At 41.7% G+C, this 15,346-nt stretch carries 17 protein-coding genes and 2 tRNA genes; 15 read left to right on the top strand and 4 right to left on the bottom strand.

Annotation, left to right across the window (positions count from 1 at the left end):
- Positions 1-81: 81 nt before the first annotated feature.
- Positions 82-166: transfer RNA gene (locus DWV68_RS13080), tRNA-Leu, on the bottom strand.
- A 183-nt stretch (positions 167-349) separates the two neighbouring features.
- On the opposite strand from DWV68_RS13080, the gene DWV68_RS13075 reads away from it, so the two are divergent.
- The 7 genes from DWV68_RS13075 to DWV68_RS13050 all read left to right on the top strand — a co-directional run bounded on the left by DWV68_RS13075 (position 350) and on the right by DWV68_RS13050 (position 4,129).
- Positions 350-433, top strand: a tRNA-Leu gene (locus tag DWV68_RS13075).
- Positions 434-746: 313 nt separating this feature from the next.
- Positions 747-1,091, top strand: a complete 345-nt coding sequence (gene ylxM / locus DWV68_RS13070; RefSeq protein WP_117840863.1) for a YlxM family DNA-binding protein — start codon at positions 747-749, stop codon at positions 1,089-1,091.
- 1 nt (position 1,092) lies between these two features.
- Entirely contained in the window at positions 1,093-2,454 is a 1,362-nt protein-coding gene (gene ffh, locus DWV68_RS13065; protein ID WP_118665991.1) for a signal recognition particle protein, read from the top strand.
- A 49-nt stretch (positions 2,455-2,503) separates the two neighbouring features.
- The gene (gene rpsP / locus DWV68_RS13060) at positions 2,504-2,749 is read left to right on the top strand and encodes a 30S ribosomal protein S16 (protein WP_022243187.1); all 246 of its coding nucleotides are present in this window, start codon (positions 2,504-2,506) and stop codon (positions 2,747-2,749) included.
- A gap of 12 nt (positions 2,750-2,761) precedes the next feature.
- Positions 2,762-2,989 (top strand): KH domain-containing protein, encoded by a 228-nt coding sequence (locus tag DWV68_RS13055; RefSeq protein ID WP_022243186.1) that lies wholly within the window; start codon positions 2,762-2,764, stop codon positions 2,987-2,989.
- Between the two features lie 308 nt (positions 2,990-3,297).
- On the top strand, positions 3,298-3,510 hold the full coding sequence (locus tag DWV68_RS15010) for a hypothetical protein (RefSeq protein ID WP_330419946.1): 213 nt from the start codon (positions 3,298-3,300) through the stop codon (positions 3,508-3,510).
- A complete protein-coding gene (locus DWV68_RS13050) occupies positions 3,464-4,129 on the top strand; it encodes a hypothetical protein (RefSeq protein ID WP_330419945.1) in 666 nt (221 codons plus the stop codon). Before DWV68_RS15010 ends, DWV68_RS13050 begins: the two co-directional genes overlap by 47 nt.
- Before the next feature lie 105 nt (positions 4,130-4,234).
- On the opposite strand, the gene DWV68_RS13045 is transcribed toward DWV68_RS13050, so the two are convergent.
- The gene (locus tag DWV68_RS13045) at positions 4,235-4,675 is read right to left on the bottom strand and encodes an aspartate carbamoyltransferase regulatory subunit (RefSeq protein ID WP_022243184.1); all 441 of its coding nucleotides are present in this window, start codon (positions 4,673-4,675) and stop codon (positions 4,235-4,237) included.
- A 5-nt stretch (positions 4,676-4,680) separates the two neighbouring features.
- On the bottom strand, positions 4,681-5,595 hold the full coding sequence (gene pyrB / locus DWV68_RS13040) for an aspartate carbamoyltransferase (RefSeq protein WP_022243183.1): 915 nt from the start codon (positions 5,593-5,595) through the stop codon (positions 4,681-4,683).
- Positions 5,596-5,774: 179 nt separating this feature from the next.
- Between pyrB and DWV68_RS13035 the strand changes: the two genes are divergently transcribed.
- Positions 5,775-6,191 carry a PH domain-containing protein gene (locus tag DWV68_RS13035; RefSeq protein WP_022243182.1) on the top strand — a complete coding sequence of 139 codons (417 nt, stop codon included), beginning with the start codon at positions 5,775-5,777 and terminating at the stop codon, positions 6,189-6,191.
- An 86-nt stretch (positions 6,192-6,277) separates the two neighbouring features.
- Here the strand turns inward: DWV68_RS13035 and DWV68_RS13030 are convergent, their stop codons facing one another.
- Positions 6,278-6,676: a putative ABC transporter permease gene (locus DWV68_RS13030; RefSeq protein WP_117840866.1), complete on the bottom strand. Its 399-nt coding sequence runs from the start codon at positions 6,674-6,676 to the stop codon at positions 6,278-6,280.
- A gap of 474 nt (positions 6,677-7,150) precedes the next feature.
- Between DWV68_RS13030 and DWV68_RS13025 the strand changes: the two genes are divergently transcribed.
- From DWV68_RS13025 to rlmN, 7 genes are read left to right on the top strand one after another with little or no spacing between them, the layout of a single operon-like run.
- A complete protein-coding gene (locus tag DWV68_RS13025; RefSeq protein ID WP_118087332.1) occupies positions 7,151-8,605 on the top strand; it encodes a UDP-N-acetylmuramoyl-L-alanyl-D-glutamate--2,6-diaminopimelate ligase in 1,455 nt (484 codons plus the stop codon).
- Positions 8,606-8,614: 9 nt separating this feature from the next.
- Complete coding sequence (gene priA / locus DWV68_RS13020; protein WP_118665989.1) at positions 8,615-10,840, top strand: replication restart helicase PriA; 2,226 nt, start codon at positions 8,615-8,617, stop codon at positions 10,838-10,840.
- A 27-nt stretch (positions 10,841-10,867) separates the two neighbouring features.
- Positions 10,868-11,338: a peptide deformylase gene (gene def, locus DWV68_RS13015; protein WP_117698487.1), complete on the top strand. Its 471-nt coding sequence runs from the start codon at positions 10,868-10,870 to the stop codon at positions 11,336-11,338.
- Positions 11,339-11,340: 2 nt separating this feature from the next.
- Positions 11,341-12,282 carry a methionyl-tRNA formyltransferase gene (fmt, locus tag DWV68_RS13010; RefSeq protein ID WP_118087334.1) on the top strand — a complete coding sequence of 314 codons (942 nt, stop codon included), beginning with the start codon at positions 11,341-11,343 and terminating at the stop codon, positions 12,280-12,282.
- Between the two features lie 15 nt (positions 12,283-12,297).
- On the top strand, positions 12,298-13,002 hold the full coding sequence (locus tag DWV68_RS13005) for a zinc metallopeptidase (protein ID WP_118087335.1): 705 nt from the start codon (positions 12,298-12,300) through the stop codon (positions 13,000-13,002).
- A complete protein-coding gene (gene rsmB, locus DWV68_RS13000; protein ID WP_118665987.1) occupies positions 12,995-14,305 on the top strand; it encodes a 16S rRNA (cytosine(967)-C(5))-methyltransferase RsmB in 1,311 nt (436 codons plus the stop codon). The genes DWV68_RS13005 and rsmB overlap by 8 nt, the downstream gene beginning before the upstream one ends.
- On the top strand, positions 14,302-15,339 hold the full coding sequence (gene rlmN / locus DWV68_RS12995; protein ID WP_022243174.1) for a 23S rRNA (adenine(2503)-C(2))-methyltransferase RlmN: 1,038 nt from the start codon (positions 14,302-14,304) through the stop codon (positions 15,337-15,339). The genes rsmB and rlmN overlap by 4 nt, the downstream gene beginning before the upstream one ends.
- Positions 15,340-15,346: the final 7 nt, after the last annotated feature.

Genomic DNA, 15,346 nt, shown 5'->3' with positions numbered 1-15,346 from the left:
ATACCGACCTCCAATCGTTAGATTTTTTGGTCTAACTTTTAGGGGTCGGTACAATAAAGGTTTCCTCATCTTTTCATTGAATGCGGAAGATGGGACTTGAACCCACACAAGCGCAATGCTTACAAGATCCTTAGTCTTGCTCGTCTGCCAGTTCCGACACTTCCGCATACCGTATGAACTTACGTCTCATGACGACTTGTAAATAGTAACAAATTCCGGGACAATTGTCAATGCCTATTTTTAACTTTTTTCGATTTTTGTCAATTTTATATATTTTTTCAAAAAAAGGGAAAAAATTAAAAATAGGGGTTGACTTATTACCGTTGAAACGGTAAAATATCATTTGTTCGCAGGAGTGGCGGAATTGGCAGACGCGCAGGCTTCAGGTGCCTGTGGTAGCAATATCGTGTGGGTTCAAGTCCCATCTCCTGCATGAAAAAAGCCTTGATGATATCAAGGTTTTTTTTTAACTTTGCAGGAAATTGCTTTCCTGTAAAGTAAAAAACGTTCCGCGAGGATGCACTAAGGCACATTCTTTGTTCTATTGTAAAGTATCTGTAAGAAGCTGCCGGTGGCAGACTTTGCAACTCTGAAATTTCTTGATGAATTGTAAAAAGGAGCGTATAACAAATATTCGGAAAAATGAAAAGCGAGTGTAATAGAAGAAAAAGCAGGGTGTCAAGAAAAAATACTTGACACCCTGCTTCCTTTATAGTATGATAGCTAAGGTCGCAAGGAGTGAGAACATGGAAGAAAAAGTAGAACAGGCTTATTTATATGATTTTTATGGAGAGCTGCTCAATGAACATCAGAGAAGAATCTACGAAGATTTCGTGTTCAATGATTTATCTTTAGGCGAGATAGCTTCCTGCGAGGGCATCAGCCGCCAGGGTGTACATGATCTGATTAAGCGGTGCAATAAGATGCTGGAAGGCTATGAAGAGAAGCTTCATCTGGTAAAGAAATTCCTAGAGACGAAGCAGAAGGTAGAAGAGATTAACAAATTAGCGGAAAGCTTCAGGGCAGAACGCGCAGATACAGTAATTGATAAGATAGAGAGAATTTCAGGAGAGATATTGGAGGAGCTGTAATATGGCATTTGACAGTCTTTCACAGAAACTTCAAAATGTGTTTAAAAATCTTCGCAGTAAGGGACGTCTTACAGAAGATGATGTGAAGGCAGCACTGAAAGAAGTAAAGATGGCTCTGCTTGAGGCAGATGTTAACTTTAAAGTAGTAAAACAGTTTACCAAAGCAGTGCAGGAGCGTGCAATTGGTTCTGATGTAATGAACGGACTGAATCCTGGACAGATGGTAATTAAGATTGTAAATGAAGAGATGGTCAGGCTCATGGGCTCCGAGACGACGGAGATAGCACTTCGTCCGGGACAGCAGATTACCATTATTATGATGGTGGGTCTTCAGGGAGCTGGTAAGACAACGACGACCGCTAAGATTGCAGGTAAATTAAAACAGAAGGGCAAGAAGCCGTTGTTAGTAGCCTGCGATGTATACCGACCGGCTGCGATTGAGCAGTTGAAAATCAATGGAGAGAAGCAGGAAGTTGAAGTATTCTCCATGGGCGATAAGAATAAGCCGGTAAATATTGCAAAAGCAGCAGTAGAGCATGCAGTAAAGAATGGCAATCAGGTAGTCATCTTAGATACCGCCGGACGTCTTCATGTAGATGAAGATATGATGGATGAGTTGATTGAGATAAAAGAAAATGTGGATGTGGCACAGACCATTTTGGTTGTAGATGCCATGACCGGACAGGATGCCGTAAATGTGGCGGGAACGTTCGATGAGAAGATTGGAATTGATGGAGTTGTACTGACAAAGTTAGACGGTGATACCAGAGGTGGAGCGGCATTATCCATCCGTGCAGTAACCGGTAAACCGATTCTTTATGTTGGTATGGGAGAGAAACTTTCTGATTTGGAACAGTTCTATCCGGATCGTATGGCAAGTAGAATTCTTGGCATGGGCGATGTGCTTACATTGATTGAAAAAGCACAGAACGAGATTGATATAGATGAAGAGAAAGCCAAAGACATGCAGCAGCGTCTGAAGAAAGCAAACTTTACCTTTGATGATTATCTGCTTTCCATGGAACAGATGAAGAAAATGGGCGGCCTTGGAAATATTCTTGGTATGCTGCCGGGACTTGGCGGCGGAAAGATGCCGGATATTGATGAAGGTGAAGCTGAGAAAAATATGGCACGTACAACAGCCATCATCTATTCCATGACAAAGAAGGAAAGAAGTAATCCTTCACTTTTGAATCCGAGCCGTAAGCACCGGATTGCAAAAGGTGCAGGGGTAGATATCAGTGAAGTAAACCGTCTGGTAAAGCAGTTTGAACAGGCGAAGAAAATGATGAAACAGATGCCCGGACTTATGGGTGGACGTGGACGCGGTGGTAAAATGGGAAAATTCAAGTTTCCTTTTTAACATATAAGCATTTGCTTAGGATAGCATAATTCAAGGAGGTGAAACAGTAATGGCAGTAAAGATCAGATTAAGAAGATTAGGACAGAAAAAGGCTCCTTTCTATAGAATCGTAGTTGCAGATTCCCGTTCCCCAAGAGATGGAAAATGCATCGAAGAGATTGGAACTTATGACCCAACTAAGGATCCTAGTGAGTACCATGTAAATGAAGAACTGGCTAAGAAATGGTTAGCAAACGGCGCACAGCCAACAGAAACCGTAAACCGTATCTTCAAAGCAACCGGTATCGTAAAATAGTGAGGTGTACCTATGAAGGAATTAGTAGAAGTAATTGCAAAATCACTTGTAGATTACCCGGATGAGGTCAATGTCACAGAGACAGAGAACGAGAAAGCCATCGTATTGGAACTGCGCGTAGCTCAGTCCGACATGGGTAAGGTAATCGGAAAACAGGGACGCATTGCAAAGGCAATCCGTTCTGTTGTGAAAGCAGCAGCCTCAAAAGAAAACAAAAAAGTAATCGTTGATATTATGTAATAATATCGATGACATAAAAGGAAGCAGCAGAGTAATCTGTTGCTTCCTTTTTATCTATATGCACAGGAATTCGTTCCTGTGCACTTTTCCATCTTGTCCCATTGTGCGACATATGTTAAAATACAAAAAAGCATACATTAATACAATCGAAATAGCAAATTCTATTATTCAATTCTTGTTTCATTTTGAACATGACATTTCTGTATCTATCTATGCTTTTATTCACTAATTAATCAAAAAAGCAGGAGAGGTACAGCAGTGGATTTTGTAGCAATGGTTCTCCTGCCACATACAAGGAGGACTTGCCTATGACAAGAGAAACAAATGAAAACACACAGGTAGCAAACCGTAAATTCAAGGACACTATTTTTCGCATGCTATTTTCGGAAAAGGAAGCTTTGCTGTCACTTTATAATGCGGTTAATAGCAGTAATTATACGGATGCAGATGCGCTGGAAATTGTAACTTTAGAAAATGCTATTATTTTATATTGCAGCAGAATACCAGAGGCTTGTAGATAAGAAATCCCTATATTCTTCTGCGTTGCAGAAAATTCCAAATCCCCATTTTATTGTATTTTATAACGGAAGCATGCCGATAGAGGATTGTTGTACCAGACGGCTGTCAGATGCGTTTTATCATGCAACAGACAATCCATCTTTGGAGCTTGTTGTTACCACATTTAATGTGAATGTGGGGCACAACACGGAGTTAATGTCCCAGTGCCAGATATTGAGGGAATATTCCATTTATGTCGCAAAAGTGCGTGTTTTTACGGAACAGATGCCAGTAGATGCTGCTGTACAAAAAGCAGTTGCAGAATGCATCCATGAAAATATTCTGGCAGATTTCCTTAGGAAAAATCAGGCGGAGGTAATTGCTATGAGTATATTTGAATATGACAAAGAGGAAGAGGAAAAGAAATTAAGGAAAGCAGAATTTGAGGCAGGAGTCGAGCATGGAATAGAGCAGAGTTTAGTTTCACTTGTAATAAAGAAAATGAAAAAAGGAAAATCTGTAGAAGAAATTGCGGATATGCTAGAAGAAACTCCAGAAAAAATTCAAAATATATATGAACTGGCAAGAGATATGGCACCAGACTATGATGTAGAGAAAATCTGTGGACAATTGACAAGATAAAAAGATAAAACTGTAAGTTTTTTTCTAGGGGAAAAGAAAAGCAGTTATATAGTTTCATAAAAAGTGCACAGGAATTCGTTCCTGTGCACTTTTTAACAATTTTACTCATGCACGAAAACCGTAGTCGGTATACATTTCTTCGCAGTATTTGCAGCGATAGGTTTCTTCTTTTTCATCTGTGAGCAGGAAAATCTGGTCTAATTCCTGTTCGATGGAAGTAATGCAGCGTGGGTTCTTGCAACGGATTACATTTTTTACCTGCTTTGGAAGATGCAGTTCCTTTTTCTCAACGATTTTATCGCCTTTGATAATATTTACGGTAATATTGTGGTCGATAAAACCTAAGATATCTAAGTCTAAGGCATCAATCGGGCATTCGACTTTGATGATGTCTTTTTTTCCCATTTTATTGCTTTTGGCATTCTTGATAATGGCAACGGTACAGTCTAACTTGTCCAGCTTTAAATTGTGATAGATAGAAAGGCTCATACCGGCTTTGATATGGTCGAGAACGAAACCTTCATGAATTCCACTGATATTTAACATATTGATTACCTCCATTTTAATAGTGTAAGAATTAGAGCCATTCGCACATAGACACCGTACTGTGCCTGACGGAAATAAGCAGCTCTTGGGTCATCATCTACTTCTACGGATATTTCATTGACACGAGGAAGTGGATGAAGAACATACATATCGTCCTTGGCAAGCTTCATTTTTTCCTTGTCTAATATGTAATAGTTTTTCAGACGGACATAATCTTCTTCATTGAAGAAACGTTCCTTCTGCACTCTGGTCATATAAAGAATATCAAGTTTTGGCATTGCATCATCCAGTCTTGTTACTTCTTCAAACGGAATATTATTTTTTACCAGAACGTCTTCGCGGATATAGTCCGGAATTTTAAGTTCTTCCGGAGAAATAAGAACGAAGCGGATTCCGGGATAACGAATCAGTGCATTAATCAGAGAGTGCACGGTCCGGCCGAATTTTAAATCACCGCATAAACCGATTGTCATATTGTCTAATTTCCCTTTTAAAGAACGAATGGTTAATAAATCAGTTAATGTCTGGGTTGGATGTTGATGACCGCCATCACCGGCGTTGATTACTGGAATAGAAGATTTCTGGGAAGCTACGAGAGGCGCACCTTCCTTTGGATGACGCATGGCACATATATCTGCGTAACAGGAAATGATTCGGATAGTATCGGAAACACTTTCACCTTTTGCTGCGGATGAACTGTCTGCACTGGCAAAACCAAGAACAGAACCACCAAGGTTTAACATGGCAGCTTCAAAACTAAGACGGGTACGGGTACTTGGTTCATAGAAACAGGTTGCAAGTTTCATGCCATCACAGGCATGTGCATATTTTTGTGGATTTTTTTCAATATCACCTGCTAAATCCAGCAGTTGATCCAGCTCCTCTACGGATAAATCGAGGGGACTCATTAAGTGTCGCATAAGATTCCTCCTGTATGATGTTTTTAGTAATGTCATCTAGGCATTTTTACTATCATATAATAATAAAATATAAAATTCAAGGTAAAATATAAAGACGCAATATTCTGAAATTTGAAAAATTTTTCAGTATATGATAAAGTAGGGTATCATAAGGTGATGCAAAGAGAAGGAGAGCAAAAATGATTGAGGAAAGAAATGACATGCAGATGGACTTTGATGAGGATGCCCAGTACACAGAACGCAAGAGAATACTCTTTTTCGGTCTGCCATGGACCTTTACCAAATATAACATCAAACCAAGTGTAATTACTGTAGATGCAGGCTTATTCAAAATTGAAGAAAATGACTGCTATATGTATAAGGTACAGGATGTAAAATTAACGGCAACTTTGCTGGAGCGGATGTTCGGACTTGGAACTGTAATCTGTTATACCGGAGATGTTACCACACCGGAGCTTCGGCTGACACATATCAAACATTCCAGGGAAGTAAAAAATTACATCTTAAAAGCATCCGAAATTGCAAGAATGAAACGCCGTACTTTAAATACGTTAGATATTGGAGCTGGCGCAGATATTGATGATTTAGACTCATAAGCGTAACAGGACATTGCAGGATTCAGGCATCGCACGGACTTAATAAAGAAGTTCCGTGCGATGCTGTTTTATGCAGAAAAGGGGATTTAAGATTTTCTCCGGGGAACAGTGGTAACACGTTCAAATAGGAGACCTGCCATCATCCAGAGAGGCGCATAGTCTAAGCGGATGACACCGTTGATATTGGTTTTGGCATTGCTGTAATCCCATGGACAGATGCCCTTTTTCTTTAAGAAGGTTCCGGTCAGATACTCACAGACAAAGATACCGGCAGAGTAAATGGAACCCCGGAAGATGGCAGGCAGCTTATGAATGTGCTTATAAACAGGCGGAATAACCGCCGCCATGCCATAAATCGGGAACATCCAGATAGAAGTATGCCCCGTCAGTTTAAAATTGTTATTGCGGACAGAATCAAGGGAGGTGAAGATAATTTCCATGCACCAGCCCGTGAGTCCGCATATCATAAAATTATTCTTCATCATAAGAAAAGTATCTCCTTTGAATTTAGAAAAATACTATGAAATTATGAAACAGGGATGGAATGCGGCTGGTAATTTTTGTGTGTAAAATAACTGGGTGTTCACGAAAGGACGAATGTATGATAAGACCTGTTAGAAGCACTTGGAATTCTGTATAAAAACAGGCAACGCTGACACATGGATGTGGCAGTGAAGCGCATATGAACATGGATGTGAATTTGCGCTGGTTGCCGGAACAAATCATAACAATATCAGAATTCTTAGTGCTTCTTGCAGGTCATTATGTTACATTCAGATTTCGTGAACATCCGGTTATTTCGGTTACACAATAAATACATTTGCAGCATCACCCTGTTTCGTAATTTCATAAAATATCTGTAAGAAATTATGAAATCTTTCATAAATAAAAAGTGGAAAACTTGTAAAAACCCACCCGGTAGCATATAATGATAAAAGTGTATTTTTAAGGATACGTCTATGGCATATCTTAAGGATTTACTAAAGCAGGTTACATATATTTGTACACGGGGAACGATGGATTGTAAGGTGACACATATCTGCCATGATTCCAGACAGGTGGTCAGAGGAAGCATGTTTATCTGCCTTGCGGGAAGCAGAGAAGACGGGCACGATTATCTTGCTCAGGCAATTCGTAAAGGTGCAGCGGTTTGTGTAGTATCAAAGCATGTCTGGGTGGAAGGTGATGTGACAGTCATCCGGGTACGCAATACCAGTGAAGCCATGGCATGGATAGCCAGAAATTATTATGGTGCACCGGCAGAAGCCATGCAGATGATAGGAATTACCGGAACAAAAGGAAAGACCACGACTGCCTGTATGCTGTATCAGATGTTAAAGGAAGCCGGGGTAAAATGCGGACTGATCGGAACTCTTGGCGTACGAAGAAGCGATGGATTAAAAAAGCCAGGCAGCAATACGACACCGGATGCCCTGGTATTACAGAAGGAACTGCGGGAAATGGCGGATGCCGGATGCAGTTGTTGTGTGATGGAAGTATCCTCCCAGGGACTGAAGCATTACCGGGTGGAAGGAATCACCTTTGCCATTGGAATTTATACTAATCTGTCCATGGACCATATCGGACCGGGGGAGCATCGGAGTTTCCGGGAGTATGCCTGCTGTAAAAAACGGCTTTTTGAGCGTAGCCGGATGATTTGTATCAATGCAGATGATAAATATCATGGTTTTATGACAGCGGATCTTTCGGCTCCGGTTTATACTTATGGAATCGAACAACCCTGTGATATAAGAGCAGAGCATATCCTATATGAAAGAAGCAGTCGTGGATTAAATGTCACATATCAGACAACCGGGTGGATAAAGGATGAAATCGTATTAAAAATGCCCGGAACTGCCAATGTATATAATTCCCTTGCTGCCATGGAAGCAGCACATCTCCTTGGAATTTCCCCGGAGACGATAAGGAAAACCTTAAGAAATGTTTCAGTAAAAGGAAGAATTGAAGAAGTAAGAATTTCAGATAAATTTGATGTAGTCATTGATTATGCCCATAATGCGGCAAGTCTGGAATCACTGATAAAGACATTGCGGCAGTATCAGCCCAAGCGTCTGGTATTATTGTTTGGCTGCGGTGGAAACCGTTCTCCGCTGCGGAGGTTTCAGATGGGGGAGACAGCAGGAAGACTTTCGGATGTCACGATATTGACATCGGATAATCCAAGATATGAAAAGCCGGAGGCAATCCTTTCTGACATCGAACAGGGAATGAAGAGAACGAAAGGAAAGTATAAAATTATCCCGGATAGAAGAGAAGCCATTTCTTATGCTGTTTCTCAGGCACAGGAGGGCGATTTGATTGTAGTGGCAGGAAAAGGTCATGAAGAGTATCAGGAGATAGAAGGACATTTTTATCCGATGAACGAACGGGAAATGATAGAGAACAGTAGATGAGGTGAATCTATGGCAAAATATGCCAATATCATAATTGATATTTCTCATGAAAAATTAGATAAAACCTTTCAGTATCGGATTCCACCGGAAATGAAGGATGAGATAACGGAAGGAATGCAGGTCATTGTTCCCTTTGGAAACCGGACGATAAAGGGCTATGTGTTAGAACTGACAGATAAAGCAGAATTTGACACGGCAAAATTAAAGGACATTAAAGCCGTTGATAACAATGCCATGCAGATTGAATCACAGTTCATTGCCCTGGCAGCGTGGATGCGTAAAAATTATGGTGGAACCATGAACCAGGCATTAAAGACAGTGATTCCAATTAAAGAGAAAGCCAAAGAAAAAAAGAGCCGTTTGGTACGCCTTATGCTTCCTTTTAATGAGGCAGCAAGCCTTTTGGAAGAACTGAAAAGAAAGCACAGAACTGCCCGGGCAAGACTGTTAGAAGCACTGTTAGAAGAAACTGTCTTAAGTTATGATGTAATAACCAAAAAGCTTCATATTACGGCAGATGTCATCAAAGCAATGGTGCAGCAGGGAGTTATAACGGTAGAAGAAGTGCGGACTTACCGTAATCCTGTCCGTACACAGGAGATGGGAGCCTATACCCTGACCTTAAATGCAATGCAGCAAAAAGTGGTGGATGCAGTGATAGAAAATGCCAGAACAGAAAAGAAGCCGTGCCTCATTCACGGAGTGACCGGAAGCGGTAAGACAGAAGTATATATGGAGCTGATTGCAGAAGCTGCCGGCAGGGGAAAGCAGTCCATCGTATTAATTCCGGAGATTGCACTGACCTATCAGACGGTGATGCGGTTTTACCATAGGTTTGGCGACCGGGTTTCCATTATGAATTCGAAACTGTCACCGGGAGAGCGTTCCGACCAGTTTGAGCGGGCAAAAAAAGGTGAAATTGATGTTATGATTGGCCCTCGTTCTGCTTTGTTCACACCTTTTTCAAATCTTGGGTATATTATAATAGATGAAGAGCATGAGGGCACTTATAAAAGTGAGACGATACCAAGGTATCATGCAAGGGAAACCGCAATAGAGCGGGCGAGAATGTCCGGTGCCACCGTGATTTTAGGCTCGGCGACCCCTTCCATAGAAAGCTTTTATCATGCGAAAAAGGGTGACTATTTACTCCTTTCCATGGATAAGCGGGTGAAGGAAAAGCCACTGCCGGAATGTGAAATTGTGGACTTAAGAGAAGAATTAAAGGCAAGAAACTTTTCGATTTTAAGCAGAAGCCTTCATAAAAAAATAGAGCAGCGGTTATTGCGGAAAGAACAGGTTATGCTATTTATTAACCGCAGGGGAATGGCAGGCTTTGTATCCTGCCGTGCCTGTGGTCATGTAATGAAATGTCCCCACTGTGATGTGTCATTGCATGCACATAATAATGGAAAACTGATATGTCACTATTGTGGTTATGAGCAAAATCATGTTAAGATATGTCCGAGCTGTGGTTCAAAATATATCAGTGGTTTTAAAGCCGGAACCCAGAAAATTGAGGAGCTGGTAAAAAAAGAATTTCCTGAGGCAAGGATTCTTCGGATGGATTTTGATACCACAAGAAGCAAAGACAGCTATGAGAAAATCCTCTCCGCATTTGCCAATCAGGAAGCAGATATCCTGATTGGAACCCAGATGATTGTAAAAGGACATGATTTTCCAAATGTAACATTAGTAGGAGTGCTGGCGGCAGACTTATCTCTTTATGTATCCGATTATCATGCCGCTGAGAGAACCTTTCAGCTTCTGACCCAGGCAGCCGGAAGGGCAGGACGAGGTGAGAAACCGGGAGAGGTCATTATCCAGACTTATAATCCGGAGCACTACAGTGTCATCTGTGCAAAGAATCAGGATTATAACCAGTTCTATGAAGAGGAAATTTTCTACCGGCAGGCAATGCGTTATCCGCCGGTATGGCATATGCTGGTTGTGCTTTGTGCATCAAAAGAAGAAGCAGAAGCCTATGCATGTGCAAAAGAGCTTGCAGATACCATGGAAAAAGTGCAGGCTGATAAAAAGCTTCAGATGATTGGACCAGCAGATGCAGCAGTAGCCAGGGTAAATGACATTTATAAAAAAGTACTTTATTTCAAACACCCGGATTATGGTGTGTTGATTCAGATAAAAGATAAAGTAGAACAGCTTATGGAAGAAAAACAGGGAGTAAGAAACGTATCGGTGCAATTTGATTTTGACCCGGTAAATGGCTTTTAGAGAAAGAGATTTAAGGAGGAAGCAAAAATGGCATTAAGACAGATCCGGACAGTAGGAGATCCGGTATTGACAAAGACCTGTAAAGAAATTAAAGAGATAACACCAAAGATTTTAGAACTGGCAGATGATATGTTAGAAACCATGTATGAAGCCAATGGTGTGGGACTTGCCGCACCGCAGGTTGGAATCTTAAAGAGAATGGTAGTTATTGATATCGGAGATGGCCCGATTCTTATGATTAATCCTGAGATTATTGAGACCTCCGGAACCCAGACAGGGGATGAAGGCTGCTTAAGTCTTCCGGGTAAGGCAGGAACGGTTACAAGACCCAATTATGTAAAAGCCCGTGCATTTAATGAAGATGGTGATGAATATGAGATTGAGGGAACAGAGCTTTTAGCAAGAGCAATCTGTCATGAATTAGACCATCTGGATGGACATATGTATATGGAAAAAGTAGAGGGCGAGCTTCATGATGTAGTCTATGAGGAGGGTTAGAAATGAAAGTAATATTTATGGGAACACCGGATTTTGCGGTGGGTACATTAGAGGCAATTGTGGCAGCAGGTCATGAAGTAGTGCTTGCGGTAACACAGCCGGATAAACCCAAGGGAAGAGGAAAGAGCATGCAGTATCCGCCGGTAAAGGAAGCTGCAATCGCCTATGGAATTGAAGTGTATCAGCCGGAGCGGGTACGCCGTTCAGAATGCATAGAATATCTGGCAAAATATCAGCCGGACATCATTGTGGTAGCAGCCTTTGGACAGATACTTCCAAAAGAAATTTTAGAGATGCCAAAATATGGCTGTATCAATGTCCACGCATCCCTGCTTCCAAAATACCGTGGGGCTGCACCAATCCAGTGGGCAGTAATCAATGGAGAGAAGGCTTCCGGCGTAACGATTATGCGTATGGATGAAGGCCTGGATACCGGAGATATGATAGCATCTGTGGCTGTGGAACTGGATGCACAGGAGACCGGTGGCAGCCTTTTTGATAAATTGCAGGATGCCGGGGCACGATTATGTGTAGAAACCATGAAATCCATTGAAGATGGTACAGCAGTGTATACACCACAGGATAATGAGATTGCAACGCATACCAAAATGATTCAGAAGTCATTGGGAAAGATTAACTGGTCTTTATCTGCAGTGCAGATTGAGAGGCTGATTCGTGGACTGAATCCATGGCCGAGTGCCTATACTTACCTTTCCGGCAAGACATTGAAAATCTGGAAGGCAACGGTACATCCGGGCAATACGGATGCTGCACCGGGAACAGTGGTAAAGGCAGATAAACAGAGCCTTGTCATACAGACAGGCGTTGACCGCCTTTCGCTGGAAGAAGTGCAGTTAGAAGGAAAAAAACGTATGCCGGTTGCTGATTTCTTACGTGGATTTACAATCGGAAACGGAACGGTGCTTGGAACAAAACAGCAATAAAAAGGAGGAATTCATATGCCATATTATTATTGGTGGGACCCGACTTATTTCTTGGTAATTATTGGTGCAGTAATCTGTCTTCTGGCATCTGCCCATGTAAACAATACGTTTAAAAAATATTCAAAATACAGCAGTATGTCCGGAATGACAGGGGCACAGGCGGCACAGAGAATCTTAAATGCAGCAGGCATTTATGATGTGGAAATCCGCCATATTTCCGGAAACCTTACCGACCATTATGACCCGAGAAATAAGACCTTAAGTCTTTCAGACAGTGTCTATGGTTCGACATCTGTTGCAGCGGTTGGTGTAGCAGCCCATGAGTGTGGACATGCTATCCAGCATCAGAAGAATTATGTACCGCTTACCATTCGTGGTGCCATTGTTCCGGTAGCCAATATCGGTTCTACGCTGGCATGGCCGCTGATTCTGATTGGATTATTTATCAGCAGCCGCAGTGGTCAGGCATTGATTACAGCAGGAATCATCTGCTTTTCACTGGCAGTATTATTTCAGATTGTAACACTTCCGGTAGAATTTAATGCATCGAGAAGAGCAGTAAGAATCCTTGGAGAGACAGGAATCTTAGGAGAACAGGAACTGGGCTATACGAGAAAAGTTTTAGGAGCTGCAGCGTTAACTTATGTAGCGGGAGCAGCTTCAGCGATTCTTCAGTTACTGCGTCTGATTTTATTATTTGGAGGACGACGGGATGACTGATTCGGTGAACAGCCGGGAACTGGTGCTTGCAATTTTGCTGGCGGTAACAAAGGATGGCATATACAGTCATGTGGCGATTTCTGATGTACTGACCAAATATCAGTATCTTGAGAAACAGGAGCGCAGCTTTATTACCAGAGTCAGCGAGGGCACATTGGAGCGCATGCTGGAACTTGATTATATTATCAATCAGTTTTCCAGTGTGAAGGTGAATAAAATGAAGCCGGTAATCCGTTGTATTATCCGGAGTGCCGTCTATGAAATGAAATATATGGACAGTGTTCCGGTATCGGCTTCCTGCAACGAAGCAGTAAAGCTTGCAAAGAAAAAAGGCTTTGGAAAGCTTTCCGGATTTGTCAATGGAGTGCTTCGGAATATCGGAAGAAATCTTGATAAGATTGCATACCCGGATAAGAAAAAAGCTTATAAACAGTATTTATCCGTAACCTGTTCCATTCCGGAATGGATGATTACACTCTGGGAGAAAAATTATTCCTTAGAACGGATTGAAAAGATAGCAGAAGCATTTTTGAAAGAAGAACCACTGACCATAAGGTGTAATATTACAAAGATTACACCAGAAAGCTTGGTGGAGCGCTTGAAAAATCGTGGCATGGAAGTGAACATAGATGAAAAACTTCCTTATGCATTGCATGTAAGAGGTGTGGATTATCTTGGCAGCATTCCGGAATTTGCGGAAGGACTTTTTTATGTGCAGGATTTAAGCTCCATGAAGGTGGCTGAGGCGGCAGAGGTAAAAGCAAATGATACTGTCATTGATGTGTGCGGAGCACCCGGTGGAAAGAGTATACATATTGCACAGCTGCTTTCCGGCAGTGGCAGGGTTATCACCAGGGATGTCAATGAGTATAAAGTCTCTTTGATAGAAGAAAATATCAAACGTCATCAGGTGGTCAATATGACAGCCGAACAGTGGGATGCCCGTGTATCAGATAAAGGCAGTATCGGTAAAGCAGATGTAGTCATTGCCGATTTACCATGTTCCGGACTGGGCGTGCTCCGGAAAAAACCGGATATCAAATACCGGATGCAGCCGGAAGATATCAAGTCACTGATCGCATTACAGCGGGAGATTTTATCCACGGTACATCAGTATGTGAAGCCGGGCGGCAGAATGATTTACAGTACCTGCACCATTGATGTGGGAGAGAATGAAGAAAATGTTGCATGGTTTATGGCAAATCATAAAGAATTTGAATTAGAAAGCATGGAACAGATTCTGCCGGATGAATTAGGCAGTGATGGATTTTTCATTGCCAGATTAAGGAAAAATAATGTATGATAGAAAAAGTTGATGTAAAATCCTTAAATTTAAAAGAATTAGAAGAATTTCTTTTATCTCTGGGAGAGAAGAAATTCCGGGCAAAGCAGATATATGAATGGATGCACATCCATCATGTCACCTCCTTTGATGAAATGACAAATCTTTCGAAGAATTTAAGGGAGACATTAAAAGAGAAAGCAGACCTTATAGTATTAGAAGAAGAACTGGTACAGATTTCGAAGATTGACGGAACGAGAAAGTACTTATTTGCATTGGCAGATGGGAATATGATAGAAAGTGTGCTGATGAAATATAAGCATGGCAATTCCGTATGTGTTTCTTCCCAGGTGGGCTGCCGTATGGGCTGCCGGTTCTGTGCATCAACACTGGACGGACTGGTGCGTAATCTGACACCATCGGAAATCTTAGAGCAGATATACCGGATTCAGGAGAGCATCGGAGAACGTATTTCCAATGTGGTAGTCATGGGAAGCGGAGAACCTATGGATAATTATGATAATATTGTAAAATTCATTGAACTGCTGACAGACGAGCATGGACTTCATATCAGCCAGAGAAATCTTACGGTATCTACCTGTGGACTGGTGCCACGGATGAAGCAGCTCGCTGATTTGAAACTTCAGATTACACTGGCACTTTCCCTGCATGCATCCTCACAGGAAAAGAGGAAAGAGCTGATGCCGGTTGCCAACAGTTATGAGCTTTCCGAGGTCTTAGATGCCTGCAGATATTATTTTGACAAGACAGGACGAAGAATCACTTTTGAGTACAGTCTGGTGGGCGGCGTCAATGATACGGATGAGGATGCAGAGCGGCTGGTTAAGCTGGTTTCCGGCATGAACTGCCACATTAATCTGATTCCGGTAAATCCCATTAAAGAGCGGGATTATGTGCAGTCAGACCATGAGGAAATCCTCAAATTTAAAAATAAACTTGAAAAAAACGGAATTAATGTTACTATTAGAAGGGAAATGGGCAGAGATATTGATGGTGCCTGTGGACAGTTAAGAAAGAAATTTTTAGAAAGGTAGGTGGACT

Origin of the sequence: Roseburia sp. AF12-17LB (assembly GCF_003479605.1) — a bacterium.
GTDB lineage: Bacteria > Bacillota > Clostridia > Lachnospirales > Lachnospiraceae > Roseburia_C > Roseburia_C amylophila.
This window is presented reverse-complemented; position numbering and strand designations above follow the sequence as displayed.

Coding starts and splice junctions, on each gene's coding strand:
- ylxM (WP_117840863.1), top strand. CDS start 747: ATGGAAGAAAAAGTAGAACAGGCTTATTTATATGATTTTTATGGAGAG.
- ffh (WP_118665991.1), top strand. CDS start 1,093: ATGGCATTTGACAGTCTTTCACAGAAACTTCAAAATGTGTTTAAAAAT.
- rpsP (WP_022243187.1), top strand. CDS start 2,504: ATGGCAGTAAAGATCAGATTAAGAAGATTAGGACAGAAAAAGGCTCCT.
- DWV68_RS13055 (WP_022243186.1), top strand. CDS start 2,762: ATGAAGGAATTAGTAGAAGTAATTGCAAAATCACTTGTAGATTACCCG.
- DWV68_RS15010 (WP_330419946.1), top strand. CDS start 3,298: ATGACAAGAGAAACAAATGAAAACACACAGGTAGCAAACCGTAAATTC.
- DWV68_RS13050 (WP_330419945.1), top strand. CDS start 3,464: ATGCTATTATTTTATATTGCAGCAGAATACCAGAGGCTTGTAGATAAG.
- DWV68_RS13045 (WP_022243184.1), bottom strand. CDS start 4,675: ATGTTAAATATCAGTGGAATTCATGAAGGTTTCGTTCTCGACCATATC.
- pyrB (WP_022243183.1), bottom strand. CDS start 5,595: ATGCGACACTTAATGAGTCCCCTCGATTTATCCGTAGAGGAGCTGGAT.
- DWV68_RS13035 (WP_022243182.1), top strand. CDS start 5,775: ATGATTGAGGAAAGAAATGACATGCAGATGGACTTTGATGAGGATGCC.
- DWV68_RS13030 (WP_117840866.1), bottom strand. CDS start 6,676: ATGATGAAGAATAATTTTATGATATGCGGACTCACGGGCTGGTGCATG.
- DWV68_RS13025 (WP_118087332.1), top strand. CDS start 7,151: ATGGCATATCTTAAGGATTTACTAAAGCAGGTTACATATATTTGTACA.
- priA (WP_118665989.1), top strand. CDS start 8,615: ATGGCAAAATATGCCAATATCATAATTGATATTTCTCATGAAAAATTA.
- def (WP_117698487.1), top strand. CDS start 10,868: ATGGCATTAAGACAGATCCGGACAGTAGGAGATCCGGTATTGACAAAG.
- fmt (WP_118087334.1), top strand. CDS start 11,341: ATGAAAGTAATATTTATGGGAACACCGGATTTTGCGGTGGGTACATTA.
- DWV68_RS13005 (WP_118087335.1), top strand. CDS start 12,298: ATGCCATATTATTATTGGTGGGACCCGACTTATTTCTTGGTAATTATT.
- rsmB (WP_118665987.1), top strand. CDS start 12,995: ATGACTGATTCGGTGAACAGCCGGGAACTGGTGCTTGCAATTTTGCTG.
- rlmN (WP_022243174.1), top strand. CDS start 14,302: ATGATAGAAAAAGTTGATGTAAAATCCTTAAATTTAAAAGAATTAGAA.